The organism is Leifsonia shinshuensis, from assembly GCF_014217625.1.
GTDB classification, from domain to species: domain Bacteria; phylum Actinomycetota; class Actinomycetes; order Actinomycetales; family Microbacteriaceae; genus Leifsonia; species Leifsonia shinshuensis_A.
Map to the genome: position 1 here is coordinate 3,983,373 of NZ_CP043641.1, position 24,486 is coordinate 4,007,858.

Here is a 24,486-nt window from a genome sequence, read left to right on the forward strand (position 1 = left end):
TCTCGTGGACTTCTGGAGCAGACCGGGCCTGCTGGCGCTCGTACTGAACATCCTCGGTGCGGGAGCGGTCGGCTGGTCGCTGGTGCGCGCCCACTCCGCGGATCGCCCGGAGTGGGTGCTCGCCGTCGCGCTGTTCGCGGTGGCGACCTGGCTCGTGCGGGCCGTCTTCACCTTCGCCGGCTGGCGGCGCACGGCGCTCGTGCTGTGCCTGCTCTCGGCGGTGACCGGCGCGTTCGTCGCGCCGGCGACCGACGGGATCGCGATCGTGCCGGCGGCCGTGGCGGTGCTCGTGATCGTCGGCGACCCGAGGTGGCCGCTGGCGCTCGGCGGAGCCGTCGCCGCGCTGTCGGCCGCGCTGGTCGCGGTCGGCGCCCTCCCCTTCGGCTCCCCGGTGGCGGCGGTGCTCGGCGAGATGGCCGGGATCGTGCTGGCCGCGTTCGCGGGCCTCAGCCGTCGGCAGTTCCGGCTCACCGAGCAACAGGGCGCGCTGCTGCGGGAGCGGGAGCTCGCCATGCGCGAGGAGGCGGCGCGGGTGGCGATCGCCCGCGACCTCCACGACGTGCTCGCCCACAGCCTCGGCGGCCTCGTCATCCAGCTCGACGCGGTGGACGCGCTGCTGGAGGCCGGGGACGCCGCCTCAGCCCGGGAGCGCGTGGTGGCGGCGCGCGGGCTCGCGGCGGACGGACTCGCGGAGGCGCGACGCGCGGTCGCCGCCCTGCGCGACCCGGACCGGGCCGCGGCGACGGTGACGGCTGCCGACTTCCGGGCGACGCTCGACGACCTCGTGGCCGCGCACCGCACGCTCGGCGGTGTCGCGACGCTGCGTGAGTCCGGCGCCCCGCGCCCGCTCGGCTCCGCCCAGGCGACGGCACTGCAGCGCGCCCTCCAGGAGTCGCTGAGCAACGCGCGCAAGCACGCGCCGGGCGCTCCCGTCGACGCCGTGCTCGACTGGCAGGATGAACGGGTGCTGCTCACCGTGTCCTCCCCGCTGACGCCCGCCGCGCGGTCGACCCGCGCTGACGAGCTCGCGACCTCGGGAGGCGGGCATGGGCTGGAGGGGATGCGCGAGCGGTTCTCCGCCCTCCCGCTGGGCGGCTCCGTCGCCGCGACCGTGGACGGCGGCCGGTTCACCGTGACCGCGGAGGCGAGGCTGGCATGAGCGACCCGACGGCGCCGGACGACGACCGCATCCGCGTCGTCGTCGCGGACGACCAGGCGATCATCCGCGACGGCCTGGTCACGGTCCTCGGCCTGCTGCCCGACGTGGAGGTCGTGGGCTCGGCCGCGGACGGCGCAGAAGCCGTGGCGCTCGCCGTCTCCGAACGTCCCGACGTGATCCTGATGGACCTCCGCATGCCCGTGCTCGACGGCGTCGGCGCCACCGAGCGGATCGCGCGCGAGGCGCCGGGTTCCGCCGTGCTCGTGCTGACGACCTTCGCCGACGACGACTCGATCCTCACCGCGCTGCGCGCCGGCGCCCGCGGCTACCTCACGAAGGACGCCGGCCGCGCCGAGCTGGCCTCCGCTGTCCGCGCCGTCGCGCGAGGCCAGGCGACGTTCGCCCCGGAGGTCGGCGCCCGCATCATCGGCTCGCTCACCTCCGCCGCGCCCGCCAAGGCCGCCGACCCCGCAGGAGCTCTGGTGGAGCGGTTCCCCACCCTCACCCGTCGGGAGGCGGAGGTGCTCGACCTCGTCTCCGACGGCCTCAGCAACGGCGAGATCGCCTCGGCCCTCTTCGTCGGCGGCTCCACGGTCAAGACCCACATCAACGCGATCTTCGCCAAGCTCGGGGTCGCCTCCCGAGCCCAGGCCATCGCACTCGTCCGCAGGTAGGGGGAGGATGGGGCGCATGAGCGATCGCGTACTCGTCACGGGCGGCTCCGGATTCGTGGGGGCGCACTGTGTGCTCGCGTTGCTGGAGGCGGGCTACGACGTCCGGACCACTATCCGTTCGCCACAGCGTGCCGCCGACGTGCGGTCGCAGCTCGCAGCGGGCGGCATCCCAGACGCGGGCGACCGGCTGGAGTTCGCCGTCGCCGACCTCCTCGACGACGCCGGCTGGGCCGAGGCCGTCGACGGCTGCCGCTATGTGCTCCACGTCGCCTCGCCGTTCCCGATGACCGAGCCGAAGGACCCCGACGAGCTGGTCCGGCCGGCCAGGGAGGGCGCCCTGCGCGTGCTGCGCGCGGCCCGCGACGCCGGCGTGGAGCGGGTGGTGCTCACCTCGTCGTTCGCCGCGATCGGCTACGGCCACGCCCCGACCCGGGAGCCGTTCACCGAGGCGGACTGGACCGAGCTGGACAGCGGCCGCCCGATCAGCGCCTACGTCCGCTCCAAGACGCTCGCCGAGCACGCCGCCTGGGACTTCATCGCGAAGGAGGGCGGCGCCCTCGAGCTCGCCACGGTCAACCCGGTCGGCATCCTCGGCCCGGTCCTCGGGCCGGACTATTCCAGCTCCGTCGAGCTGGTGAAGCTCGTGAAGGAGGGCCGCCTCCCGCGCCTGCCCGACGTCTACTTCGGCGTCGTGGACGTGCGCGACGTGGCGAGCCTGCACCTGCTCGCGATGACCAGGCCGGAGGCCGCGGGCGAGCGCTTCCTCGCCACCGCCGGCGACGCCCTCGGCGCGCCCGAGCTGGCCCTCATCATCCGCGGCCACCTCGGCTCCCCGGCGGGCGATCGGGTGCGCACCGCCGTGATGCCGTCCTGGGTGCTGAAGGCCGCAGCCCCGTTCAGCCGCCGAGTGCGCGGCTCGCTGCCCGACATCGGCGTCTACCGCAACGGCTCGTCCGCGAAGGCGCGCACGCTGCTCGGCTGGCGCCCGCGGTCCCGCGAGGAGGCCGTCATCGCGACGGTGGACTCGCTGCCGCCTCGCCTGAAATAGGCGGGAAACAAGCCTGGAATCCCGGGAATATCCAGGCGTCCGCGCGGTTATACACCGAGACTGCGCCTCCGGTCAAGAAAAGACTGGACACGGCGCGTCAGTTTGACATATAGTGGTTCTTTGCGCTCCCACGCACACTCTTGCCTTCATATTGCGGTCGGCTCTGACTTCCCCCGCGCGCGTCTGGGCCCGGTTCACCGGGTCAGATACGGCGCCGCGAGACGTGTCTGGGAGTCCTCGTCCCTCACAACACCACATCTCGACCGACAGTAACTGGCCCGACGGGGCCCACGGAGGTTATTTCCTTGGCTGCTGCGCGCAACGCAACCAACACCGACAAGACACCCAAGAACGGACGAGCCGCATCTCGTCTTTCGTTCGCCAAGATCACGGACACCCTCACCGTCCCCGATCTGCTCGCACTGCAGACGGAGAGTTTCGACTGGCTGGTCGGAAACGACGCGTGGAAGGCACGCGTCGCCGAAGCCGAGGCTCAGGGTCGTCAGGATCTGCCCGCCAACACGGGCCTCGAGGAGATCTTCGAGGAGATCTCTCCCATCGAGGACCTCGGCGAGACCATGCAGCTCTCCTTCACCAACCCGTTCCTCGAGGAGAAGAAGTACTCGATCGACGAGTGCAAGGAGAAGGGCAAGACCTACGCGGCCCCGCTCTACGTCGAGGCCGAGTTCATGAACCACCTCACCGGTGAGATCAAGACCCAGACGGTCTTCATGGGCGACTTCCCGCTCATGACCGAGAAGGGCACCTTCATCATCAACGGCACCGAGCGTGTCGTCGTCTCCCAGCTCGTCCGCTCGCCGGGCGTCTACTTCGAGGCCGCCGCCGACAAGACCTCCGACAAGGACATCTACTCGGCGCGCATCATCCCGAGCCGCGGTGCGTGGCTCGAGTTCGAGATCGACAAGCGCGACCAGGTCGGTGTCCGCATCGACCGCAAGCGCAAGCAGTCGGTCACCGTGTTCCTGAAGGCCCTCGGGCTCACCAGCGAGGAGATCCTCGCCGAGTTCGCCGGCTTCCAGTCGATCGAGCTGACCCTCGAGAAGGACGCCATCCTCACCAAGGAGGAGGCGCTGAAGGACATCTACCGCAAGCTGCGTCCGGGCGAGCAGGTCGCCGCCGAGGCCGCGCGTGCGCTGCTGGACAACTTCTACTTCAACCCGAAGCGCTACGACCTCGCCAAGGTCGGCCGTTACAAGATCAACCGCAAGCTCGGCCTCGAGGCCCCGCTGACGGACTCGGTGCTGACCGTCCAGGACATCATCGCGACGATCAAGTACCTGGTCTCCCTGCACGACGGCCAGACCACGTTCAAGGGTCTCCGCAACGGCACCGAGACCCAGATCCGTCTCGACACCGACGACATCGACCACTTCGGCAACCGTCGCATCCGCGCTGTCGGCGAGCTCATCCAGAACCAGGTCCGCACCGGTCTCTCCCGCATGGAGCGCGTCGTCCGCGAGCGCATGACCACGCAGGACATCGAGGCGATCACCCCGCAGACCCTGATCAACGTGCGACCCGTCGTCGCCGCGATCAAGGAGTTCTTCGGCACCTCGCAGCTCTCGCAGTTCATGGACCAGAACAACCCGCTCGCGGGTCTGACCCACAAGCGCCGTCTGTCGGCGCTGGGCCCGGGTGGTCTGAGCCGTGAGCGCGCGGGCGTCGAGGTCCGTGACGTGCACCCCTCGCACTACGGCCGCATGTGCCCGATCGAGACGCCGGAAGGCCCGAACATCGGTCTGATCGGCTCGCTCGCGTCGTTCGCGCGGATCAACTCCTTCGGCTTCATCGAGACGCCGTACCGCAAGGTCGTCGAGGGCCGGGTCACCGACCAGATCGACTACCTGACCGCCTCCGAGGAGGACGACTTCGTCGTCGCGCAGGCCAACGCCCCGCTCGACCCGAGCGGCCACTTCACCGAGGAGCGCGTCCTCGCCCGTCAGAAGGGCGGCGAGGTCGACCTGATCCCCGCCGACGAGATCGGCTACATGGACGTCTCCCCGCGCCAGATGGTCTCGGTGGGCACCTCGCTCATCCCGTTCCTCGAGCACGACGACGCCAACCGAGCCCTCATGGGTGCGAACATGCAGCGCCAGGCGGTGCCGCTGCTCCGCTCGGAGAGCCCGGTGGTCGGAACCGGTATGGAGGGCTACGCGGCCATCGACGCCGGTGACGTGGTCACCGCCGACAAGTCCGGTGTGGTCACCGAGGTCTCGGCCGACGCCGTGACCGTCCAGGCCGACGACGGCACGATCAAGTCCTACTACCTGCGCAAGTTCGACCGCTCCAACCAGGGCACGTCGTACAACCACCGCGTGGTCGTGGACGAGGGCGACCGCATCGAGGCCGGGGAGGTCGTCGCCGACGGCCCCGCGACCGAGAACGGCGAGCTCGCGCTCGGCAAGAACCTGCTCGTGGCGTTCATGCCGTGGGAGGGCCACAACTTCGAGGACGCGATCATCCTCAGCCAGAACCTGGTGAAGGACGACACCCTCTCCTCGATCCACATCGAGGAGTACGAGGTCGACGCCCGCGACACCAAGCTCGGCAAGGAGGAGATCACCCGCGACCTCCCGAACGTCAGCCCGGACCTCCTGGCCGACCTCGACGAGCGCGGCATCATCCGCATCGGCGCCGAGGTGCGCCCTGGCGACATCCTGGTCGGCAAGGTCACCCCGAAGGGCGAGACCGAGCTGTCGGCCGAGGAGCGCCTGCTCCGCGCGATCTTCAACGAGAAGAGCCGCGAGGTGCGCGACACCTCCCTCAAAGTCCCGCACGGCGAGGAGGGCACCATCATCGGTGTCAAGGTCTTCGACGCGCAGGACGGCGACGACGAGCTCGGCTCCGGCGTGAACCAGCGCGTGGTGGTCTACATCGCCCAGAAGCGCAAGATCACCGCGGGCGACAAGCTCGCCGGCCGTCACGGCAACAAGGGCGTCATCTCCAAGATCCTTCCGGTCGAGGACATGCCGTTCCTCGCGGACGGAACGCCGGTCGATGTCATCCTGAACCCGCTGGGTGTCCCCGGACGAATGAACTTCGGTCAGGTCCTGGAGATCCACCTCGGCTGGATCGCCAAGAACGGCTGGGAGATCAAGGGCAAGCCCAAGTGGGCCGCCGACCTCCCCGAGGCCGCGTTCAGCGCCGCCCCCAACACCAAGGTCGCGACCCCGGTGTTCGACGGTGCGAAGGAGGAGGAGATCGCCGGCCTGCTCGACGCCACCCTCCCGACGCGCGACGGCGACCGCCTGATCGGGTCCTCCGGCAAGACGCAGCTGTTCGACGGCCGCTCCGGCGAGCCCTACCCGGACCCGGTGTCGGTCGGCTACATGTACATCCTGAAGCTGCACCACCTGGTCGACGACAAGATCCACGCTCGTTCGACCGGCCCGTACTCGATGATCACCCAGCAGCCGCTCGGTGGTAAGGCGCAGTTCGGTGGCCAGCGCTTCGGTGAGATGGAGGTGTGGGCCCTCGAGGCCTATGGAGCCGCGTACGCGCTCCAGGAGCTCCTGACCATCAAGTCGGATGACATCCTCGGCCGCGTCAAGGTCTACGAGGCCATCGTCAAGGGTGAGAACATCCAGGAGCCGGGCATCCCGGAGTCCTTCAAGGTCCTCATCAAGGAGATGCAGTCGCTCTGCCTGAACGTGGAGGTCCTCTCGGCCGACGGGCAGGCGGTCAGCCTGCGCGACGCCGACGACGAGGCCTTCCGCGCTGCGGAGGAGCTCGGCATCAACATCTCCTCCCGGTTCGAGTCGTCGTCGATCGACGAAATCTGACCCGGTAGCCAGACCCACCTGACGAATCTTCAATAGGAGAGAGTGAAACATTGCTCGACGCAACAACTTTCGATGAGCTGCGTATCGGCCTGGCCACTGCTGACGACATCCGTCGCTGGAGCTACGGCGAGGTCAAGAAGCCCGAGACGATCAACTACCGCACGCTGAAGCCCGAGAAGGACGGCCTGTTCGGAGAGCAGATCTTCGGCCCGTCCCGCGACTGGGAGTGCTCGTGCGGCAAGTACAAGCGCGTCCGGTTCAAGGGCATCGTGTGCGAGCGCTGCGGCGTGGAGGTTACCAAGTCCTCCGTCCGCCGCGAGCGCATGGGCCACATCGAGCTCGCCGCGCCTGTCACGCACATCTGGTACTTCAAGGGTGTGCCCAGCCGCCTCGGCTACCTGCTCGACATGGCGCCGAAGGACCTCGAGAAGGTCATCTATTTCGCCGCCTACATGGTGATCGAGGTGGACGAGGACGGCCGTCACGCCGATCTCCCCGGCCTCGAGAACGAGCTGCGCCTGGAGATCAAGACGCTGTCCGACCAGCGCGACGCCCGCGTCGCCGACCGTCTGCAGCGCCTGGAGACCGATCTCGCCGCCCTCGAGGAGGAAGGTGCCAAGGCCGACCAGAAGCGTCGCGTCAAGGACACCTCCGAGAAGGAGATGGGCCAGATCCGCAAGTCCTACGACGAGGACATCGCCCGCCTCGAGCGCGTGTGGGAGTCGTTCCGCACCCTCAAGGTCGGCGACCTCAAGCCGGAGGACGCGGACTTCAACGAGCTCGTGGACCGCTACGGCCTGTACTTCGAGGCGTTCATGGGCGCCGAGGCGATCAAGCGCCGCCTGCAGGCGTTCGACCTGAGCGCAGAGGCCGAGCTGCTCCGCGAGCAGATCGCCAACGGCAAGGGCCAGAAGAAGATCCGCGCCATCAAGCGCCTGCGCGTGGTGTCGTCGTTCCTGGCGACCGGCAACTCGCCGGCCGCGATGGTCCTGGACGTCGTCCCGGTCATCCCGCCGGAGCTGCGCCCGATGGTCCAGCTCGACGGCGGCCGCTTCGCGACCTCCGACCTGAACGACCTGTACCGCCGTGTGATCAACCGCAACAACCGTCTCCGCCGCCTGCTCGACCTCGGCGCCCCCGAGATCATCGTGAACAACGAGAAGCGCATGCTCCAGGAGGCCGTCGACGCGCTGTTCGACAACGGCCGCCGCGGCCGCCCGGTCACGGGCACCGGCAACCGCGCGCTCAAGTCCCTCAGCGACATGCTGAAGGGCAAGCAGGGCCGGTTCCGCCAGAACCTGCTCGGCAAGCGCGTGGACTACTCGGGCCGTTCGGTCATCATCGTGGGTCCGCAGCTCAAGCTGCACCAGTGCGGTCTGCCCAAGCAGATGGCGCTGGAGCTGTTCAAGCCGTTCGTGATCAAGCGCCTGATCGACCTGAGCCACGCTCAGAACATCAAGGCCGCCAAGCGCATGGTGGAGCGTTCGCGCCCGCAGGTCTGGGACGTCCTCGAGGAGATCATCCGCGAGCGCCCCGTCCTCCTGAACCGCGCTCCCACCCTGCACCGTCTCGGCATCCAGGCCTTCGAGCCGCAGCTCGTCGAGGGCAAGGCCATCCAGCTCCACCCGCTGGTGTGCGCCGCCTTCAACGCGGACTTCGACGGCGACCAGATGGCCGTGCACCTGCCCCTGTCGGTGGAGGCCCAGGCCGAGGCCCGCATCCTGATGCTCGCCTCGAACAACATCCTGAAGCCGTCCGACGGCCGCCCGGTCACCCTGCCCTCGCAGGACATGATCATCGGTCTGCACCACCTCACCACCGTCCGCGAGGGCGCTGTGGGCGAGGGTCGCGCGTTCTCCTCGGTCTCCGAGGCGATCCTCGCGAAGGACCAGGGCACGCTGCACCTCAACGCCAAGGTGAAGATCCGCCTGGACGACTACGTGCCGTCCGACGCGGCCGACACCGGCGCCCAGCCGATCACCGCGATCGTGGAGACCACCCTCGGCCGCGCCCTCTTCAACGAGGCGCTGCCGGCGGACTACCCGTACGTGGAGGAGGTCGCCGACAAGGGCCAGATCTCGTCGATCGTCAACGCCCTGGCCGAGCGGTACCCGAAGGTGGAGGTCGCCGCGGCGCTCGACCGGATCAAGGACGCCGGCTTCTACTGGGGCACCCGCTCGGGCGTCACGGTGTCGCTGAGCGACATCCTGACCCCGCCGAACAAGGCGCAGATCGTGGCCGGCTACGAGAAGAAGGCCGCGAAGATCACGGCGGAGTTCGAGAAGGGTCTCACGACCGACCTCGAGCGTCGCCAGGAGCTGGTGAAGATCTGGACCGAGGCGACCAACGAGGTGGCCGAGGCCATGCGCGCCAACTTCCCGGTCGACAACACCATCAACCGGATGGTCACGTCCGGCGCCCGTGGTAACTGGCTGCAGGTCCGCAACATCGCCGGTATGCGTGGTCTGGTGAACAACCCGAAGGGTGAGATCATCCCCCGTCCGATCATCTCCTCGTACCGCGAGGGTCTGTCGGTGGCGGAGTACTTCATCGCGACGCACGGTGCCCGTAAGGGTCTGGCCGACACGGCCCTCCGTACGGCGGACTCGGGCTACCTGACCCGTCGTCTGGTGGACGTCTCGCAGGATGTCATCATCCGCGAGGACGACTGCGGCACGACCAAGGGCCTCGACCTCCCGATCGCGACCGTCGACGCCGAGGGCGTGCTCACGCGCGACCCGAACGTCGAGAACTCGGTGTTCGCCCGCACGCTCGCGGCCGACGCCGTGGGCTCGAACGGCGACGTCGTGGCGAAGGCCGGCGAGGACGTGGGCGACGTGCTCATCGACAAGCTGGTGGCCGCCGGTGTCCAGGACATCAAGGTCCGCTCGGTGCTCACCTGCGAGTCCGCGGTCGGCGTCTGCGCCGCCTGCTACGGCCGTTCGCTCGCGACCGGCAAGCTGGTGGACATCGGCGAGGCGGTCGGCATCATCGCCGCCCAGTCGATCGGTGAGCCCGGAACGCAGCTGACGATGCGTACCTTCCACACCGGTGGTTCGGCCTCCGCGGACGACATCACCCAGGGTCTGCCGCGCGTGCAGGAGCTGTTCGAGGCCCGTACCCCCAAGGGTGCGTCCCCGATCGCCGAGGCCGCAGGCCGCATCGTCATCGAGGAGACGGACAAGTCCCGCAAGGTCATCCTGACCCCGGACAACGGCGACGAGCCGCACGTCTACCCGGTGCTGAAGCGTTCGACCCTCCTGGTGGAGGACGGCCAGCACGTCGAGCTCGGCCAGCAGCTGATCGTCGGCACCGTCGACCCGAAGGAGGTCCTCCGGGTCAAGGGCGTCCGCGAGGTGCAGAAGCACCTGGTGGGCGGCGTCCAGGGCGTCTACCGCTCGCAGGGCGTGCCGATCCACGACAAGCACATCGAGGTCATCGTCCGTCAGATGCTCCGCAAGGTCACCGTCGTCGACCACGGCGACACCGACCTGCTGCCGGGTGAGCTCGTCGACCGTTCGCGGTACAACGAGATCAACCGCGCTGCGCTGACCGAGGGCAAGAAGACGGCGTCCGCCCGTCAGGAGGTCATGGGTATCACCAAGGCCTCGCTGGCGACCGAGTCGTGGCTGTCGGCCGCGTCCTTCCAGGAGACCACCCGCGTCCTGACGCAGGCGGCCATGGAGGGCAAGTCCGACCCGCTGATCGGTCTCAAGGAGAACGTCATCATCGGTAAGCTCATCCCGGCCGGCACGGGCCTGTCCCGCTACCGGAACGTCTCGGTGGAGGCGACGGAGGAGGCCAAGGCGGAGCGGTACCCCAACCGCATCTTCGCCGACGACTCCGCGTTCAGCGAGAACGACCTGAGCTTCGTCGACTTCGACAGCTTCAGCTCGGACGACTACACCCCGGGGACCTACAACTGAGCGTGTAGGTAACCCGTACCACGAAGGCCCCCGGCTTGTGCCGGGGGCCTTCGTCGTTCTCGCCCACCCGCGTACGAGACAATAGAACCGTGTGGAGACAGCTTCTCGAATACACCGACACGGTCGGCCGCTCGATGGTCGGCTTCGCCGCCGTGGCGCTCGTCGTCGCCGCGGTGAGCTTCGTCGTCGGCATCGTCCAGGCCGTCTCCGGGAACGCCGCAGGCACCCTCCCGTTCTGGATCACGACGATGGGCTGCGCCGTGCTGGCCGGCGTCCTCGTGTACCTCGCGAGCCGGCGCGGCGACCTGCGGCGGCGGTGAGTTCGGCGCGCCAGAGGCGCTGACCCCCGTTGACGGGGCACCCGCAAGCGGGACTGTTGAGGGTGACTCAGCGGAAGTTAGGGTGACAAGGCTTCGCCCAGCCCGGAGGCTCGCCCGGGGGACGGTGACGCTCTGCCGTCTACCCGAGGCCGGCAGGACCCCTATCCGAAGGAGGTCCCCGTGGCGTCCATGACCGAGATCCTCATCTTGCACGGCCTGCTACCGATCGAGTACCTGGACCGTGTCTCCAGCGACCCCGCCGCCGATGAGGCGATCGCGCGCGAACTGCTCGCGCGCGGCGCCATCAACGCCGTCCAGCTCGCGCAGGCACGTGCCGCGATGGCCGGCGTCCCGTACGTCGAGCTCGTCGACTACCCGGTCGACCGCTCCGCCATCACCGTCGTCGCCGCGGCGATCTGCCGCCGGCACATGGTCCTGCCGATCGGCTGGGACGGGGACACGCTGATCGTCGCGACCAGCGACCCCGGCGACGTGATCGCCATCGACGACGTCCGCGCCGCCGCGCACGCGCCCGTCCGGCTGTTCGTCGCCGAGGCGACCGACCTCGCCGGCGCGATCGACCGCTACCTGCGCGCCGACGACGAGCTCAGCGACCTCTCGAACACCCTGGAGGAGGAGAACGCCGCCGAGCAGCAGGCCACGCTCGCGCTCTCGGACGCCAGCGAGGACGACGCCCCGATCGTGCGCTTCGTCAACCTGCTGGTCAGCCAGGCCATCCAGGACCACGCCTCCGACATCCACATCGAGCCGGGCGAGAACGAGCTCCGCGTCCGGTACCGGATCGACGGCGTGCTGCACGAGATGCAGAGCGCGCCCAAGAGCATCCAGAACGGCGTCACCAGCCGGCTCAAGATCATGAGCGACATCGACATCGCCGAACGACGGAAGCCGCAGGACGGCCGCATGTCCGTCGTCCACGGCGGGCGGCAGATCGACCTGCGCGTCGCGACCCTCCCGACCGTGTGGGGCGAGAAGGTCGTCATGCGGATCCTGGACAACAGCAACACGAGCATGACGCTGCGCGACCTCAACCTCCTGGAGCGCAACGCCAGAGCGTTCGAGACCGCGTACTCCAAGCCGTACGGCATGATCCTGGTGACCGGGCCGACCGGCTCGGGCAAGTCGACCACGCTCTACACCACGCTCAACGAAGTCTCCCGGCCGGAGATCAACGTCATCACCGTCGAGGACCCGGTGGAGTACCGGATGCCGGGGATCAACCAGGTGCAGGTGAACCCGAAGGCCGGCCTGACCTTCGCGAGCGCCCTGCGCAGCATCCTCCGCAGCGACCCCGACGTGGTCCTGCTCGGTGAGATCCGCGACCACGAGACCGCCCAGATCGCCATCGAGGCGGCGCTGACCGGCCACCTGGTGCTCTCCACCCTGCACACGAACGATGCCCCCAGCGCCGTCACCCGACTGGTGGAGATGGACATCGAGCCGTTCCTCGTCGGGTCCGCGCTGGACTGCGTCGTCGCGCAACGTCTGGCGCGCCGGCTCTGCGAGCGCTGCAAGGCCCGCAAGGAGCTGTCGGAGGAGGACCTCCGTCGCCTCAACGTGCAGCCGGACGGCGTCGACGAGTTCCCGACCGTCTTCCAGCCGGTCGGCTGCACCTTCTGCTCCAACACGGGCTTCCGCGGGCGTCTCGCGCTGCACGAGGTGATGACGGTGACGGAGGAGATCGAGCGTCTCGCCGTCGGCCGGGCGTCCAGCGCCGAGATCGAGCGGGTCGCGCGGGAGCAGGGGATGCTGACGCTGCGCGAGGACGGCTGGGAGAAGGTCAAGCTCGGGGTGACCTCGATCGAGGAGATTCTGCGGGTGGTCGCATGAACGAATGGGAGCAGGGAGTGGACAAGCCGATCTACGAGATCCCGGTGGCGTCGGACCACGGGGCGCCGCGCGAGTGGTTCCCCACTCCGCCGCGGCCCGCGGAGCCGACCGGGCTGCCGGAGTCGGACGTGCTGCGGCCCGCGGTGCCGGTGTTCCCGCCGCCCGCGACGCCGGCCGAGCCGTACGCGCCGCCGTCGTATCCGCCGGCCGCGTCGTTCCCTCCGCCGACGGCGACCGCGGCGTACCCGCCGCCCGCTTCGACCGTTCCGACCGCGGCGTACCCGACCGCGGCATATCCGCCGCCGTCGGCACCTGCCACGGCGATCCCGACCGTGCCGATCCCCGCGACCGTCGCCGCTCCGGCTACGCCCGTGCAGGAGCCGCCGGTCTCCGAATTCGTCGAGACGCTCACGGACGCCGAGCGCGAGGCGCTCGCGAAGGCCGACCCCGACCTGGTCGCCGCGCTGCGCCAGATCATCGAGCAGCGCGGCTCCGACCTCCATGTCACCGTCGGCGCATCGCCGATGATCCGTGTCGACGGCGGCCTGCGGCCGGTCGGCGAGGGCGCGGCCTGGGACCGCCCCCGGGTCGAGCGGGCGCTCTTCAGCCTCCTGACCGAGCGCCAGGCCGAGGCCTTCCGGCGCGAGCTGGAGCTGGACTTCGCGTTCACCATCTCGGCGAACGCCCGCTTCCGTGTGAACCTCTACCAGCAACGTGGAGCGTACGGCGCCGCCTTCCGTCTCATCCCCACCGAGATCAAGCAGCTCGCCGAACTCGGGATCCCGACGCAGGTCGGCGACTTCGCGGGCCTCCCGCGCGGGCTGGTCCTCGTCACCGGCCCGACCGGCTCCGGCAAGTCGACCACGCTCGCCGCGCTGATCGACCTGGTGAACGCCACCCGCACCGACCACATCGTGACGGTCGAGGACCCCATCGAGTTCATGCACTCGCACAAGAACTCGATCGTCAACCAGCGGGAGGTCGGCCACGACACCCACAGCTTCGGCAACGCCCTGAAGCATGTCCTCCGCCAGGACCCCGACGTGATCCTGATCGGTGAGCTCCGCGACCTGGAGACCATCTCGGTGGCCCTGACGGCTGCCGAGACCGGCCACCTCGTCTTCGCGACGCTGCACACCCAGGACGCCCCGCAGACGATCGACCGCGTCATCGACGTGTTCCCGCCCCACCAGCAGGACCAGGTGCGCGCACAGCTCGCCGCGACGCTGCAGGGCGTGGTCTGCCAGACCCTCGTCAAGCGGTCCAACGGCAAGGGCCGTGCCGTCGCGACGGAGGTGCTGAAGATGACCCCCGCGATCGCGAACCTCATCCGCGAGGGGAAGACCTACCAGATCGCCTCGATGATGCAGGCCGGCCGCGACCTCGGCATGCACACGATGGACCAGCAGCTCGCCGACCTGGTCAACCGCGGCGTGATCTCGCACCGCACGGGCATGGAGAAGGCGCACGACCCGTCCGGCTTCGGGAGGCTCGTCCAGCGCGTCGAGTCGCCCACGGAGGCCTCCGCTCGCGCGATCGCCGCCTCCGACATCGACTTCGGCGACTCGTACTCCGGGACGGTGCGCTGATGGCCGGCGCGACCGCCTACGCGTACACCGGCCGCAACTCGGCCGGGAAGCTCGTCAAGGGCAAGCTCGACGCCCCGAGCGAGGGGGCCGTGGTGTCCCGCCTGCAGTCGATGGGTCTCTCGCCCGTCGCCATCAACGAGGCGGGCACGGGGACGGGGCTCCAGCGGGAGATCACCATCCCCGGCTTCCAGCACCGGGTGAAGCTCAAGGAGCTCGCGATCCTCAGCCGTCAGATGGCCACGATGATCGGCTCGGGGATCTCGATCCTGCGGACGCTCACGATCCTCGCCGACCAGGCGGAGGGCAAACGGCTGCCGGAGATCATGAACAAGGTCCGCGAGGACGTCGAGGAGGGCACAGCGCTGTCGACGGCGATGGCGGCGCACTCCGAGGACTTCCCGCCGCTCATGATCAACATGATCCGGGCGGGCGAGGCCGGCGGCTTCCTCGACCACGCGCTCGAGTCGGTGGCGACGAACTTCGAGAAGGAGGTCAAGCTCCGCTCCACGATCAAGTCGGCGATGACCTACCCGGTGGTCGTGCTCGTCATGTCGCTCGTCGCGGTCGTCGTCATGCTGGTGTTCATCGTCCCGATCTTCAAGAAGATGTTCGAGGGCCTCGGCGGGCAGCTCCCGCTGCCGACGCAGATCCTCGTGGTCATCTCGCAGTCGATGGTGTGGGTGGGGCCGATCCTGCTCGTCGCCGGCATCCTGTTCTGGCTCTGGTGGCGCAACAACAAGAACACCGAGCAGGTCAGGAAGCGGGTCGACCGGTTGAAGCTCCGGCTGCCGGTGTTCGGGTCGCTCTTCAAGAAGATCGCGATCGCGCGGTTCGCCCGCAACTTCTCCAGCATGATCGGCGCCGGTGTGCCGATCCTGCAGGCGCTCAGGATCGTGGGGGAGACCTCCGGCAACTGGGTGCTGGAGGACTCCCTCGGCCGGGTGGCGGAGTCCGTCCGCCGCGGTGAGTCGATAGCCAAGCCGCTGCTGGCCGAGCCGTTCTTCCCGCAGATGGTCACGCAGATGATCGCTGTGGGCGAGGACGCCGGCTCGATGGAGGTCATGCTCGAGAAGGTCGCGACCTTCTACGACGACGACGTGGAGGCCACCACGGAAGCGCTGACGTCGCTCATCGAGCCGCTGCTGATCGCGTTCCTCGGCGTGGTCGTGGGAGGCATGATCGTGGCGCTCTACCTGCCCATCTTCCAGATCACATCTCTCATTCATTGACGGGTACGGCCCCCGCACTGGGGCCGGAATTCCGCCTTAAACCCCCCGATCGCGGGATTCTGCCGAGAATTCCCTGGCAAATAGCATCGGCAACCGGATGGACCAAACGGCTCCATTCAGATCGACCTCCCGACCGCCCGACCGAATGGACACTGCAATGTACTTCCGCCTCATGGGCAAGCTGAACGCTCGCCGCAACAACCTCACCGAGCAGTCCGAGAAGGGCTTCACCCTCATCGAGCTCCTCGTCGTCGTGATCATCATCGGCGTCCTCGCCGCGATCGCGATCCCGATCTACATCGGCGTCCAGAACGGCGCCAAGGAGAGCTCGGTCAAGTCCGACCTGACCAACGTCAAGACCGCCGTGGTCGCCGCGTACACGCGGGACGCCAGCGCCTCCCTGCCGACCACCCTCACCCCGGGCACCACGATCGGCTCCGGCACCAGCGCGACCACCCTCGGCGCGCTCGGTGCGACCGCCACGGTCGACTACAGCGTCGGCTCCGGAAGCGCCCCGGCCTTCGCGGGGACCTCGAGCTGGACCACGTTCTGCATCCAGGCGACCAGCCCGGACACGAGCAACACCTTCCATGTGTCGAGCAGCAAGGGCGTCGCCAACGGCGCGTGCCCCACCGACACGACCACCTGGTAACAACTCCTCGGCCCTTGTGTGGCCGTGACGCTCCGACGGCGCGTCACGGCCACACAGCCGCTCCACCGGCGCCCGAACGCCGGCACGACTCCCCACCCGACCTAGCACCTGGGAGTGAGACATGATCCGCACGGAAGAGCGATCGACCGAGGAGGGATTCACCCTCATCGAGGTCCTCATCGCGATGCTGCTGCTCGCGATCCTCGCGCTCGCCATCCTCCCGTCCCTGGTCGGCATCCTCAAAGCTTCCGTCCGCAACGTCAATGTCGCGACGGCCACGCAGATCGTGAACAAGAACCTCGTCGACGCACGCACGATCGGCACCACCTGCGCCGCGCTGCAGTCCTACGGATCGGCGGTCGTCGCGACCGTCACGGACACCCGCGGCGTCACCTTCTCCACGACGAGGACCGTGTCGGCGTGCCCCTCGACCTATCCCGCCACCGTCTCGGTGAGCGTGACGGTGATGAGCACCAACAGCCTCCAGGCCGTCGCGACCGGCGCCACGCTCGTGATCGTCCGGAGCGCGTCATGAGACGCGTGCCGGCGTCCCTCCGACGCGACGAGGGGCTGACCCTCGTGGAGCTCACCGTCGCGATGGCGCTCTCCGTCCTCATCATCGGGATCTCCGTGGCGCTCTTCTCGTCGGCCTCGAAGTCACAGACGACCGTCACCACACGGTCGAGCGCCTCGAACGGCGCGCAACTCATCATGCGCACCCTCACCCAGGGGATCGAGAACGCGTCCGAGTTCACCGTCCAGACCAGCGGCTCCGACCTGATGCTCGTGGCCCGCACGGCCGGGACGGCGACGACGCTCACGTGGTCGTGCCGCGCCTGGTACTACCAGGCGTCGACCAGCACGATCCGCACCACCACCACGGCGGACGGGACGAAGATCCTGCTCCCCACCGCGGCGCAGCTCGCGACCTGGACGCAGCTCTCGACCGGGATCGCCGCGATCGGGACCACGCCGGTCTTCCAGGTCGCCGGCCCGAACCTCCAGGTGTCCTTCGTATCCAACGTCAACGCGGGACAGTCCGTGACCATGCAGACATCGATCCTTCAACAGACCGGAGTGGGGGCGAGCGGGACATGCTACTGATCCGACTGCGCGCGAGGATTCGCGAGACGACGTCGACCAGCGACAGCGGGTTCGCCATCGGGGCCGTGGTGGCGCTGATGGCCGTCTCGATCCTGATGGTCGCCCTGATGAGCAGCTCGGTCGTATACGCGATCGGCTTCAGCACCGCGACCCGCGCGGGCATCCAGGCACAGGGCTCCGCGGAGGCCGGCATCGCGGCGGCGACCGTCGGCCTCGAGAACGGCACCTGCTCCGGCGTGGGCGGCGTCTACCAGAGCGTGGCCGGTCAGATTCCGGTCTACCGCGCGGTCGTGTATGTGCCAGGCGGCGGCGGCTGGGTGCAGGGCTGCCCGGCAGCCGGCAACACCAACGTCCGCATCGTTTCCAACGGCACCGCGGCCAACGGCGGTGTCTCGGGCCAGCGCGGGAACGACTCGAAGACGCTGGAGAGCATCCTCGGTCCCTCGACCCAGCCGACCCAGATCGCGGCCACCGGCCCGGCTGTCTACGCCTACTCGTCCAGCAACTTCGGCGGGTCGGGCACGCTCGTCTCCGTGGACGGGTCGAGCCCCAAGGTGATGATCAGCACCGGCGATGTCAACTGCAACGGCGCGTCCTCCGGCGCCTCCGACCTCGTGGTCAAGAACGGCAACCTGACCATGTCCGGCTCGTGCAGCGTGACGGGCAACGTCTGGACCAGCGGCGCGCTGACCGTCAACGGTGGCGTCTCGATCGGCGGGAACGCGGTCGCAAACTCGATATCGATCCCGAGCGGCACCATCAGGGGCAGCGCGTGGTCGGCCTCCACGACCAGCCTCTCCGGCGGTTCGAGCAACATCAACGGCAACCTCACGTCCACGACCACGACCTTCAACTCCGGAGGCGTGATCGGCGGCAACGTCTGGAACTACGGCACCATCACCTTCGACTGGGGTTCGAAGGTGATCGGGAACGCGACCGGCAAGTCCATCCTGTACACCAACCGGCCGAGCACGCTCGGGTCGTACACGCAGATCGCAGCCGGACCTGGGGCGTCGCCATACGCGCAGCCGTCGACACCCAGCGTGCCGAACTGGGTGGACTACAACTACGACGCGACGGCGTGGACCGGCTTCACCCCGGTGGTGCTCCCCGCCGGGACCTGCTCGATCACCACGCTCCGCGCCGCCGTGACCACCATCGCCGGCGGCAAGGGGCTGATCGACGCCCGTCGGTGCACGAACGGCCTGACCCTCACCGGCAGCGACCAGCTCGCCATCTCCAACGACATCGCGATCTTCGCCAACACCATCACCATCGGCAACAGCGGCGGCATCGTGCCGTCCGCGCCGGCGCGGGTGTGGCTCATCAACCCCGACGCCACGGCGAACGGGACGCCGACCTGCGCGTCGGGGGAGAGTTTCTCGGTCTCGGGGGCGCCGGTCTTCAAGAACGCCGCGGGGACGATCTGGGACTCGGTGATGATGTACTCGCCCTGCGACATCAACATCAGCACCGGTGTGAACTTCCGGGGCCAGGTGTTCGCGGGCTCCGCCACGATCAACGGCGGCGCCTCCATCGGCTACGTCGCCATCGGACTCCCCGGCGTCGACCTCTCGACGGGAGCCACGGGGGGCAGCGGCTCGACGACGACGACGCGCTCCGTCGTCTCCACCCGGAACTACACGGGAGGATGACCGTGATCGCAGTGCTGGCAGGGGTGTTCGGGTCGATGATCGGCTCGTTCCTCAACGTCGTCGTCTTCCGGGTCCCGGCCGGCCGCTCGATCGTCGCGCCGCCGAGCGCATGCCCGTCCTGCGGCGCCCGGATCCGCGCCGTCGACAACATCCCGGTCATCTCCTGGCTCGTCCTGCGCGGACGCTGCCGCGACTGCGGAGCGGCCATCTCGGTCCGTTACCCGGCAGTCGAGCTGGGCACGGCGCTCGGATTCGCCGCAGTGACGCTGTGGCGCTTGCCGTCGCTCCTGGACGCCGCCGCGAGCGGCTCGGGAACGAGGATCGCCGCGGCGGCGGTCGAACTCGTCGCCTACCTGTACCTGATGGCTGTCTCCGTCGCGCTCGCGCTGATCGACCTGGACACGCACCGCCTGCCGGACAAGATCGTGCTCCCGGCGTACGCCGTCGGCGGCGGCCTCCTACTCCTGGTGGGGGTGCTGGAGGGCGACGGCTGGGCCCTGCTGCGCGCGCTGATCGGAGGCGTCTCCGCCTTCGTGCTCTATCTGCTGCTCGGCCTGACCAAGCCGGGCGCGATGGGATTCGGCGACATCAAGCTCGCCGGCCTGCTGGGGCTGTACCTCGGCTGGGTCGGGTGGAGCGCGCTCGCCGTCGGCGTCTTCGGCGGCTTCGTGATCGGCGGGATCGTGGCAGTCGCCCTGCTCGCCGCCCGCCGGGTGACCCGGCGTGACGGCCTCCCGTTCGGCCCCTCGATGCTCGCCGGCGCGTGGCTCGGTCTCGTGGCCGGCCCCGCGATCTGGGACGCGTACCTCCGATTGGTCGGCCTGGCCTGATCGGCCGCGAGAGAAGGAAATGACATGGCGAACACCGTGGTGGGCATCGACATCGGCAGCGCGAGTATCCGCGCCGTCGAGCTGGCCGACGCCGAGAAGCCCAAGCCGACGCTGGTCAGGTACGGCCGGATCGACGTGCCGGCCGGTGCGGTCAAGCGCGGAGAGGTGATCGAGGCGGACACGGTCGCGGCTCTCCTGAAGCGCCTGTGGACGACCAGCGGGTTCAAGACCAAGCGCGTGGTGCTCGGGATGGGCAACCAGCGCGTGTTCGCCCGCGACCTGACGGTGCCGCGGGCGCCGCTGCCGCGCATCCGCGAATCGCTGCCGTTCCTCGTCCAGGAGATGCTGCCGCTTCCGGTGTCCGAGACCATCCTCGACTTCTACCCGACGAGCGAGGGGATGGGGGAGCACGGCCCCACCGTGAACGGGCTGCTGATCGCGGCGGTGAAGGACGCGATCCTGGCGAACGTGAAGGCGGTGCAGGCCGCCGGCCTCACGCCCGTCGAGGTCGACCTCGTCCCGTTCGCGCTGCAGCGCGCCCTGGTCACCCGGCCGCGCGTCCCGGGCACCGTCGCACTGATCGACGTCGGGGCGAGCACGACGACCGTGATCGTGGCGACCAACGGGGTGCCTGAGTTCGTGCGGATCATTCCGACCGGGGGAGACGACCTGACCACCGCGCTGTCGAACCGGCTCTCGCTGGCGCCTCCGCAGGCGGAGGCGGTCAAGCGCGCGCTGGGGCTGGCGCCGAACGTGTCCACGGCCGAGGAGCACTCCCAGGCGACGGTGATCTACGAGGTCGTCAACGAGCTTCTCGGGAGCCTCCGCAACACGATCGCTTACTTCTCGAACACCCGGGAGGCGACGCCCGTGCAGCGCATCGTGCTCGCCGGCGGGGCGGCCCAGCTGCCGGGCTTCGGGTCGGCGCTCGCAGAGTTCACCCGCCTCCCGGTCGAGGACGGCGACCCGTTCAGCACGATCGCGATCGCGCGCGGGTTGCGGGCGGAGAACCTTCGAATCGATCAGCGCGAGATCACGGTCGCGCTCGGACTGGCGATGGGGAGTGTTGCAGCATGAGCGCAGCGACGGAAGCGATCGCGGCGACCCGCGCGAAGGGGCGCACAGCGGACGCGGAGACCGGGAAGAAGACCGCGAAGCCGGAGAAGGCGCCGCGCCAGAGCCTGCCGGCGACCGACATCCGGGTGGGCGCCGAACCCAGAGTCGACCTGCTCCCCGCCGAGATCCGGACCGCGCGCAAGCACGAGAAGATCGTCCGCCGAATGGTCGTGGGGCTCGTCGTCACGGTCGCGGTGGTGGTCGCGGCGGTGCTCGGAGCCGCGGCGTACGCGTTGACGGCGGGAGTCGCCGCCACCGCGGAGCAGAACCGCAGCGACGCGCTGATCAGGCAGCAGGCGCAGTACGGACCTCTCCGCACGGCCCAGTCCGAGGCGGCCCTGGTGAAGGCGGCCCAATCGGTCGGCGGCGCCACCGACATCGACTGGTCCGCGCTCGGCGACTCCCTGCTGAAGTCGCTGCCCGCCGGTGCGGCCATCACGAACGTGTCGATCGACGCGGCCTCGCCCCTCGTCCCCTACCAGCAGTCGCTCGTGCCCGGCTCCCCGACACGGGTGGCGACCGCGACGGTCACGATCAGCGCTCCTGACCTGACCACGGTGACGCAGTGGCTGTCGACTCTCGGGAGTCTGCCGAACGTCGTGGACTCGAGTGCGGGAGCGATCACCGTGCAGTCGACGGGGTACCAGGCGATCGCGACCATCCACTACGGGTCCACGGCCTGGGACAACAAGTACCTGCCGAAGACGGGAGGCAAATGATGGACAAGAACCGGCTCTTCATGATCCTGCTGGGCGTCGCGATGGCGGCGGTCCTGGCGGGAGGCTTTCTGCTCGGCGTCCGGCCCTCGCTGGAGACCGCTGCCGCGGCCGAACAGGCACGCGAGCAGGCGGCGGCCTCGAACCAGGCCAACCAAGCGCTCCTGAACAGCCTCGCCGAGCAGAACAAGAACATCGGCGCGCTGAACGACGAGGTCGCGACGCTGCGTCAGTCGATTCCGGCGCAGGAGAACCTCGGCCAGTTCATCGACACCGTCCGCGAGGCGGCCGCGGCGCAGGGCCTCACCGTCCAGAACGTGACGCCGAGTGACGCGGTCGCCTACGCGCCACAGGGCGCGACGGCGCCGGCCCCGAGCAGTTCGTCGTCATCCCCGTCCTCCACCGCCACCCCGTCGCCGACCCCGACCCCCACCCCGTCGGCCACCGCGGCGCCCGCCCCCGCGGCCGGCGCCGGCGCTCAGGCTCCCGTGCCGCACACCGACTCCGCGATCACCGCGGCGAACTTCCTCGCCGTCCCGGTGAAGGTCGGCGTGGCCGGACCGCTCGCGGCGACGATCTCGTTCATCCACGCCCTCCAGAACGGCCCCCGGCTGTTCGTCATCAACGGCATCTCGGGCGGCGCGAGCGGGGGCGACGGCGGCGGTGCGGCGAAAGGCGCGGTGGCCGACACCTATGCGATCTCCGGCTACGTGTACGTCCTGGCCGCGACACCCGCGGCCGCGCCGGCGGCCACCCCGTCGAAGTAGGCGCCGCCGTCCGGACCGGTCGTTCCGGCCCGCCCTCCCTCGACCCGCGGCGCCCCGTTGCTACAGTGGGCAGCACAGCGAGAGGTGCCCACGGGGGGCGCAGCGAGGAGTGCCAGCATGAGCGACACGACACCGGAACCCGCCGGGAAGCGGGACGACGCGGAGTCCGTCGCGCCGGCCGCTGAGCCGGCGACGGCGCCCGCCGCGTCGGCGGCGGCCGAGCCTGCGGCGCAGCCGGAGCCCGCCGCAGAGCCCGCGGTCGCAGAGCCCGCAGCTGCGGAGCCCACAGCGCCCGAGGCCGCGGCGCCGCAGGCCTCAACCGAGCCCGCGGCATCGTCGGCCGGCGAGCCCCACGACACCGATCCCGACATGAGCACACCGCCGTCCGCGCCCGTCTCCGCCCGCGGCCACCTCAACCGTCCCGCCGACGCGGACGCGGCCGAGGTGCCCGCGAACGCCACCTCGACGACCCCGCCGGCTGCGGCGATCGAGCCGGAGCCGGTGACCTCCTCCCCGGACGACGTCGCGGCCGCCGTCGCGCGCTCCACCGGCGAGCACGACGAGCCCGGCGCCACCGCCGCGGGCGACGCGACCGTTGACACCGCCTCTCCGGCGCAGTCCGCCGCGCCCGTCATCATCGCGGGGGAGGCCGCCCAGCAGGCGACCGCGCAGCAGCAGACCCAGCAGGCGCCCGTCGCCCCGCAGGGCGAGGCCACCGCGGCGGCCGCTCCGGCGCAGACCCCGCCGCCTTACATCCCGCAGCCGGTGGCGCCGATCTTCCTGCAGCGTCCCGAGCCGCCCAAGCGCAAGAGCAACCGCGGCCTCGGCATCCTCATCGCCCTCGTCGGCACCGTCGCGTTCGCCGTGCTCTGGGCCGTCGCCGTGGTCGTCGTCGGCGCCATGCTGACGCCGAGCAGCGAGTTCCTGCCGGTGCTCGCCCAGTACTTCACCACTCAGCTCTCCGGCTGGGCGCCGATCGTGGCGTTCTTCGTCGGGATGGTCATCCTCATCCAGATCATCAACCGGGCGCGCTGGTGGGCGTACATCCTCGGAGGCCTGTTCGTCGCGGTCTTCGTCTACCTCGTCTACATCGGCGCCGAGCTCTCGGACGCGCACTACCTGTCGCGCAACGCCGAGGAGCAGGCGCTCATCCTCAGCCGCGTCTGGGTCAACCCGTTCGCTGTCCTCGCCGGCGTGATCGCACGCGAGATGTCGGTGTGGACGGGGGCCTGGCTGGCCGCCCGCGGACGCAAGCTGAAGGCGCGCAACGCGGAGGCGCAGGCCGACTACGAGCAGCAGCTCGCCGACGCCCAGAACCAGGCCGCCAACGCGTACGCTCAGGGGTACTGACCGCACCGATCCGCGCGATTCACTAGATCCGCTCGATTCACTAGATCCGCTCGATTCACTAGATCCGCTCGATTCACTAGATCCGCTCGATTCACTAGATCCGCTCGATTCACTAGATCCGCTCGAGGGGGCTCCCATGCGTGAGGAGCGTTCCTACGCCATCGTCGTCGCCTGCTTCGCCGCCGGCCTCTACCTGGCCGTCCTCGTCGCCGCGTTCGGCCTGATCTCGCTGGCGACGAACACCGAGGTGATCCCGGATCCGTCCGCCGGGCCGCTGGTCGGCCCGGTCATGACCGGCGTCGCCGTCGCGGTGCTCCTCGTCCTGCTGATCCTCACCGGTACCCGCGTGCCCGGCGACCAGCAGCGCGTCGCGCCCCTGGGCGCGCTCGGGGCCGGCGTCGCGTGCTACCTCGCATACTGCCTGGCCGGGGGAGTAGCAGGCTCGCTCGCGACCGGGGACGTCCTCCACTTCGCGCTGTTCGCAGCCGGGCAGCTCGCGAGCCTCTATGCCATCGCCGTCGGCGTCGCGGGATTCCTGATCATGCTGCTCTACCAGCTCGTGCTCGTCGGGCGCTTCAAGCAGCGTGGGAGGCCGCGCTGGCCGTGGGAGCAGCCTGATGACGAATAGTACGGACGACGAATAACACCGGCGACGACTAGCGCCGGGTGACCCGAACGGGTGGACGCGACGGTCCAC

Annotated in this window: 19 protein-coding genes; all 19 read left to right on the forward strand. The window is 69.6% G+C overall.

Annotated elements, in window-relative coordinates; genetic code table 11:
• Positions 1 to 4: 4 nt before the first annotated feature.
• The 19 genes from F1C12_RS19385 to F1C12_RS19475 all read left to right on the forward strand — a co-directional run bounded on the left by F1C12_RS19385 (position 5) and on the right by F1C12_RS19475 (position 24,417).
• A complete protein-coding gene (locus F1C12_RS19385) occupies positions 5 to 1,159 on the forward strand; it encodes a sensor histidine kinase (protein ID WP_185276469.1) in 1,155 nt (384 codons plus the stop codon).
• Positions 1,156 to 1,833: a response regulator transcription factor gene (locus F1C12_RS19390; RefSeq protein WP_185276470.1), complete on the forward strand. Its 678-nt coding sequence runs from the start codon at positions 1,156 to 1,158 to the stop codon at positions 1,831 to 1,833. The genes F1C12_RS19385 and F1C12_RS19390 overlap by 4 nt, the downstream gene beginning before the upstream one ends.
• A 16-nt stretch (positions 1,834 to 1,849) precedes the next feature.
• Positions 1,850 to 2,881, forward strand: a complete 1,032-nt coding sequence (locus F1C12_RS19395) for an SDR family oxidoreductase (protein ID WP_185276471.1) — start codon at positions 1,850 to 1,852, stop codon at positions 2,879 to 2,881.
• Between the two features lie 305 nt (positions 2,882 to 3,186).
• Positions 3,187 to 6,684 (forward strand): DNA-directed RNA polymerase subunit beta, encoded by a 3,498-nt coding sequence (gene rpoB / locus F1C12_RS19400; RefSeq protein ID WP_185276472.1) that lies wholly within the window; start codon positions 3,187 to 3,189, stop codon positions 6,682 to 6,684.
• Between the two features lie 50 nt (positions 6,685 to 6,734).
• Positions 6,735 to 10,610: a DNA-directed RNA polymerase subunit beta' gene (gene rpoC, locus F1C12_RS19405; RefSeq protein ID WP_185276473.1), complete on the forward strand. Its 3,876-nt coding sequence runs from the start codon at positions 6,735 to 6,737 to the stop codon at positions 10,608 to 10,610.
• A gap of 89 nt (positions 10,611 to 10,699) precedes the next feature.
• Positions 10,700 to 10,930 (forward strand): hypothetical protein, encoded by a 231-nt coding sequence (locus F1C12_RS19410; RefSeq protein ID WP_185276474.1) that lies wholly within the window; start codon positions 10,700 to 10,702, stop codon positions 10,928 to 10,930.
• A gap of 180 nt (positions 10,931 to 11,110) precedes the next feature.
• Positions 11,111 to 12,781 (forward strand): GspE/PulE family protein, encoded by a 1,671-nt coding sequence (locus F1C12_RS19415; protein WP_219732658.1) that lies wholly within the window; start codon positions 11,111 to 11,113, stop codon positions 12,779 to 12,781.
• Positions 12,778 to 14,370 (forward strand): type IV pilus twitching motility protein PilT, encoded by a 1,593-nt coding sequence (locus tag F1C12_RS19420; RefSeq protein WP_308457992.1) that lies wholly within the window; start codon positions 12,778 to 12,780, stop codon positions 14,368 to 14,370. Before F1C12_RS19415 ends, F1C12_RS19420 begins: the two co-directional genes overlap by 4 nt.
• Complete coding sequence (locus F1C12_RS19425; protein ID WP_185276475.1) at positions 14,370 to 15,599, forward strand: type II secretion system F family protein; 1,230 nt, start codon at positions 14,370 to 14,372, stop codon at positions 15,597 to 15,599. The genes F1C12_RS19420 and F1C12_RS19425 overlap by 1 nt, the downstream gene beginning before the upstream one ends.
• A 157-nt stretch (positions 15,600 to 15,756) precedes the next feature.
• Entirely contained in the window at positions 15,757 to 16,251 is a 495-nt protein-coding gene (locus tag F1C12_RS22855) for a type IV pilin protein (RefSeq protein ID WP_185276476.1), read from the forward strand.
• A 121-nt stretch (positions 16,252 to 16,372) separates the two neighbouring features.
• The gene (locus tag F1C12_RS19435; RefSeq protein WP_185276477.1) at positions 16,373 to 16,786 is read left to right on the forward strand and encodes a prepilin-type N-terminal cleavage/methylation domain-containing protein; all 414 of its coding nucleotides are present in this window, start codon (positions 16,373 to 16,375) and stop codon (positions 16,784 to 16,786) included.
• Positions 16,783 to 17,355: a PilW family protein gene (locus F1C12_RS19440; protein WP_185276478.1), complete on the forward strand. Its 573-nt coding sequence runs from the start codon at positions 16,783 to 16,785 to the stop codon at positions 17,353 to 17,355. The genes F1C12_RS19435 and F1C12_RS19440 overlap by 4 nt, the downstream gene beginning before the upstream one ends.
• The gene (locus F1C12_RS19445; RefSeq protein WP_185276479.1) at positions 17,346 to 19,010 is read left to right on the forward strand and encodes a hypothetical protein; all 1,665 of its coding nucleotides are present in this window, start codon (positions 17,346 to 17,348) and stop codon (positions 19,008 to 19,010) included. The genes F1C12_RS19440 and F1C12_RS19445 overlap by 10 nt, the downstream gene beginning before the upstream one ends.
• Positions 19,007 to 19,840, forward strand: coding sequence for a prepilin peptidase (locus F1C12_RS19450; protein WP_185276480.1), 834 nt, complete (start codon positions 19,007 to 19,009; stop codon positions 19,838 to 19,840). Before F1C12_RS19445 ends, F1C12_RS19450 begins: the two co-directional genes overlap by 4 nt.
• Before the next feature lie 24 nt (positions 19,841 to 19,864).
• A complete protein-coding gene (gene pilM / locus F1C12_RS19455) occupies positions 19,865 to 20,917 on the forward strand; it encodes a type IV pilus assembly protein PilM (protein WP_185276481.1) in 1,053 nt (350 codons plus the stop codon).
• Positions 20,914 to 21,675, forward strand: coding sequence for a hypothetical protein (locus F1C12_RS19460; protein WP_185276482.1), 762 nt, complete (start codon positions 20,914 to 20,916; stop codon positions 21,673 to 21,675). Before pilM ends, F1C12_RS19460 begins: the two co-directional genes overlap by 4 nt.
• Complete coding sequence (locus F1C12_RS19465) at positions 21,672 to 22,439, forward strand: hypothetical protein (RefSeq protein ID WP_185276483.1); 768 nt, start codon at positions 21,672 to 21,674, stop codon at positions 22,437 to 22,439. Before F1C12_RS19460 ends, F1C12_RS19465 begins: the two co-directional genes overlap by 4 nt.
• A gap of 117 nt (positions 22,440 to 22,556) precedes the next feature.
• A complete protein-coding gene (locus tag F1C12_RS19470; protein ID WP_185276484.1) occupies positions 22,557 to 23,789 on the forward strand; it encodes a hypothetical protein in 1,233 nt (410 codons plus the stop codon).
• Between the two features lie 136 nt (positions 23,790 to 23,925).
• Complete coding sequence (locus F1C12_RS19475) at positions 23,926 to 24,417, forward strand: DUF6121 family protein (RefSeq protein WP_185276485.1); 492 nt, start codon at positions 23,926 to 23,928, stop codon at positions 24,415 to 24,417.
• The last annotated feature ends 69 nt before the right edge of the window (positions 24,418 to 24,486 follow it).

Bases quoted from the DNA above. Each gene is read 5' to 3' on its own strand.
- F1C12_RS19390 (WP_185276470.1), top strand. From the start codon at position 1,156: ATGAGCGACCCGACGGCGCCGGACGACGACCGCATCCGCGTCGTCGTC.
- F1C12_RS19395 (WP_185276471.1), top strand. From the start codon at position 1,850: ATGAGCGATCGCGTACTCGTCACGGGCGGCTCCGGATTCGTGGGGGCG.
- F1C12_RS19420 (WP_308457992.1), top strand. From the start codon at position 12,778: ATGAACGAATGGGAGCAGGGAGTGGACAAGCCGATCTACGAGATCCCG.
- F1C12_RS19425 (WP_185276475.1), top strand. From the start codon at position 14,370: ATGGCCGGCGCGACCGCCTACGCGTACACCGGCCGCAACTCGGCCGGG.
- F1C12_RS22855 (WP_185276476.1), top strand. From the start codon at position 15,757: ATGTACTTCCGCCTCATGGGCAAGCTGAACGCTCGCCGCAACAACCTC.
- F1C12_RS19435 (WP_185276477.1), top strand. From the start codon at position 16,373: ATGATCCGCACGGAAGAGCGATCGACCGAGGAGGGATTCACCCTCATC.
- F1C12_RS19440 (WP_185276478.1), top strand. From the start codon at position 16,783: ATGAGACGCGTGCCGGCGTCCCTCCGACGCGACGAGGGGCTGACCCTC.
- F1C12_RS19445 (WP_185276479.1), top strand. From the start codon at position 17,346: ATGCTACTGATCCGACTGCGCGCGAGGATTCGCGAGACGACGTCGACC.
- F1C12_RS19450 (WP_185276480.1), top strand. From the start codon at position 19,007: ATGACCGTGATCGCAGTGCTGGCAGGGGTGTTCGGGTCGATGATCGGC.
- pilM (WP_185276481.1), top strand. From the start codon at position 19,865: ATGGCGAACACCGTGGTGGGCATCGACATCGGCAGCGCGAGTATCCGC.
- F1C12_RS19460 (WP_185276482.1), top strand. From the start codon at position 20,914: ATGAGCGCAGCGACGGAAGCGATCGCGGCGACCCGCGCGAAGGGGCGC.
- F1C12_RS19465 (WP_185276483.1), top strand. From the start codon at position 21,672: ATGATGGACAAGAACCGGCTCTTCATGATCCTGCTGGGCGTCGCGATG.
- F1C12_RS19470 (WP_185276484.1), top strand. From the start codon at position 22,557: ATGAGCGACACGACACCGGAACCCGCCGGGAAGCGGGACGACGCGGAG.
- F1C12_RS19475 (WP_185276485.1), top strand. From the start codon at position 23,926: ATGCGTGAGGAGCGTTCCTACGCCATCGTCGTCGCCTGCTTCGCCGCC.